1 protein-coding gene and 1 pseudogene are annotated in these 1,869 nt (G+C 60.1%); both read left to right on the forward strand.

Annotation, left to right across the window (positions count from 1 at the left end; translation table 11 throughout):
* Positions 1-1,241 (forward strand): extracellular solute-binding protein (locus EN914_RS33865; RefSeq protein ID WP_164779117.1); only part of this gene is annotated, 1,241 nt, incomplete at its 5' end.
* 30 nt (positions 1,242-1,271) lie between these two features.
* Positions 1,272-1,869 (forward strand): annotated as a pseudogene (locus tag EN914_RS33870) (microcin ABC transporter permease); the annotation flags it as partial.

The following is a 1,869-nucleotide window of genomic DNA, read 5'->3' on the forward strand; positions in this document are numbered from 1 at the left end:
TCTCCAAGGCATTTTATACGGCCAATGATTTCGATGCTTCGACCATGACGCCGCCGCTTGGCTCGGGTCCCTACAAGATTGGACGCGTGGCGGCCGGACAGACGGTCGAATATGACCGCGTCGCCGACTATTGGGGCCGCGATCTCCCGGTGAACCGCGGCCTCTACAATTTCGACCGCATCCGCATCGACTTCTATCTTGACCGGCAGGCGGCATTCGAGGCCTTCAAGAAAGGCGACACGCATTTTCGCGAGGAATTCACCTCACGGGTATGGGCGACCGGATACGACTTTCCGGCGCTGAAGGACGGCAAGGTCCTCAAACGGGAATTTCCCGGCGAGAAGACGCCAGACATGCAGAGCGTCGCGCTGAACCAGCGTCGTCCGCAATTCCGCGATGAGCGGGTGCGGCGGGCGATCGCCAGATGCTTCGATTTCGAATGGATGAAGCGGGCCTTGTTTTACGGCTCCTACGAGCGTTCTCAATCGAACTTCGAACGATCGGATTACAAGGCCGAAGGCCTGCCCTCGCCTGACGAATTGGCCCTGCTGGAGCCATTCCGGGCCGAGTTGCCGCCAGAGGTTTTCGGTGAAGCGGTAACACAGCCCCTGTCCGACGGTTCGGGCCATGACCGCAAGCTGCTGGGCGAGGCTTCGAGACTGCTTGCGCAAGCCGGCTGGAAGCGCGACGGCAGTTTCGTCGTCAATGACAAGGGTGAGCGGCTGCGGGTCGAAATGCTGGCGGAGGACGATGGCATCGTTCGTATCTACACCCCGTGGTCGGAGAATATGAAGGCGATCGGAATCGACGCATCGATCCGGCAAATCGATTCGGCGCAGTATGAGCAGCGGCACAGCAATTACGACTTCGATCTTGCCTTGCTGCATTGGTCGATCGGGGCGACGCCGACTGACGACAGCCTGCAGATGCTCTATGATTCCCGCATGGCGAAAATCCCGGGGCAACGCAACTATCCGGGCACCGAAAGCAAGGCCATCGACGCCCTGATCGCGGCAGCAGCCAAGGCGAAAGACCGTATAGAACTCGTCACGGCGCTCAGAGCGCTCGACCGGGTCTTGCGCGCGCGGCTGGACTGGATTCCAACATACTATCTGGCGAATCACCGCGTCGCCTATTGGGACATGTTCGGCTTTGTCGAACAGAAGCCCGATTTCGGCTTTCCGGTCGAGACGCTGTGGTGGTTCGATAAGGGCAAGGCGGCAAGAATTGGCAAAGGCTGAGATGTTCGCTCAACGAGGGCAGAAGGCCTGATGGGCGCCTATATCCTGCGCCGCATCCTTTTGATGATCCCGACGCTGTTCGGCATCATGGCGATATCCTTCGCCGTCATCCAGTTCGCCCCCGGCGGTCCGGTCGAACAGGTCATCGCCCGGCTGACCAATCAGGGCGGCAGCGACCGCCTCGGCGGTGGTGGCGGCGACGCGGGTGCTGGCGGCAATTTCGATGCCGCCGGTGACGTCAGCTCGAAATATCGCGGTGCGCAGGGGCTCGATCCGGAATTCATCAAGAAGCTGGAAAAGCAGTTCGGCTTCGACAAGCCGCCGCTCGAGCGCTTCGGCATGATGCTGTGGAACTATGCCCGCTTCGATTTCGGCGACAGCTATTTCCGCGACATTTCGGTGCTCGACCTGATCCTGGAAAAAATGCCGGTGTCGATCTCGATCGGGCTGTGGATCACGCTGTTGTCCTATTTGATCTCGATCCCGCTCGGCATCCGCAAGGCGGTCAAGGACGGCACTCCCTTCGACGTCTGGACCAGCGGCGTCGTCATTGTCGGCTATGCCATTCCGGGCTTCCTGTTCGGCATCATGCTGATGGTGCTGTTTGCCGGCGGGGCTTTTTGGGACT

Origin of the sequence: Mesorhizobium sp. M7A.F.Ca.CA.001.08.2.1, assembly GCF_003998455.1 — a bacterium.
Lineage (GTDB): Bacteria > Pseudomonadota > Alphaproteobacteria > Rhizobiales > Rhizobiaceae > Mesorhizobium > Mesorhizobium ciceri.